The following is a 286-nucleotide window of genomic DNA, read 5'->3' as shown; positions in this document are numbered from 1 at the left end:
TCGTCTTCAACGAGAAGACCGGCAAGAACCAGACCAAGCTCGACGTCCAGGGCACCCAGCTGACCTCCGACAACCTCGGTCTCGTCAAGGCTGGCAACACCCAGCTCACCGGCTCGGTCAACTTCCAGAACGACTCCGATCTGGAAGCCGCCACCAAGTCGCTGACCGGCGCTCTGACCTCGCTGAAGTCGCTCTCCTCGACCTTCGGTGCCAACCTCTCGGTCGTCCAGACCCGGCAGGACTTCACCAAGGACATGGCCAACGTCCTGACCACCGGCGCCGACAG

The organism is Allobosea sp. Root483D1 (assembly GCF_001429505.1).
In the GTDB taxonomy this organism is placed as follows: Bacteria; Pseudomonadota; Alphaproteobacteria; order Rhizobiales; family Beijerinckiaceae; genus Allobosea.
Note: the sequence above shows the minus strand (reverse complement) of the source record.